Below are 446 nucleotides of genomic sequence, written 5' to 3'. Positions count from 1 at the left end.
GAAGCGATGCTCGTCCAGCCGCACCAGCACGCCGTCGTCGAAGACCACGCCGTTCTCCGACAGCATGAAGCCATAGCGGCAGCGGCCCGGCTTCAGCGTCGACATGGTGTTGTAGTAGAGGAAATCGACGAATGCGGCGGCCTTCGGCCCGATCACCTCGATCTTGCCGAGTGTCGAACCGTCGAACAGCGCGACCGACCGGCGCGCGCGCAACGCCTCGTCCTGGATGGCGCGATCCGCATCGGCGCCGCGCCCGCCATAATGGGCAGGCCGCAGCCAGCCGCCATATTCCTGGAAGACCGCACCGCTGGCACGATGCACGCTCTCCAGCGGCAGCCGGCGTACCGGCGCCATCAATTCCCCGGCACGCGCGCCGGCAAGGCTTGCCAGCGGCACCGGCGTGAAGGGCGGACGGTGGGTGGTGGTGCCGATCTCCGGCACGGTGC

The 446-nt window shown here is 68.8% G+C and carries 1 pseudogene; it reads right to left on the bottom strand.

Going from position 1 to position 446, the window contains the following annotated elements:
* Nucleotides 1-446: pseudogene (locus tag ACWTU8_RS32710) on the bottom strand (sarcosine oxidase subunit alpha family protein); the annotation flags it as partial.

This window comes from Mesorhizobium sp. BHbdii (assembly GCF_053848045.1).
This window is presented reverse-complemented; position numbering and strand designations above follow the sequence as displayed.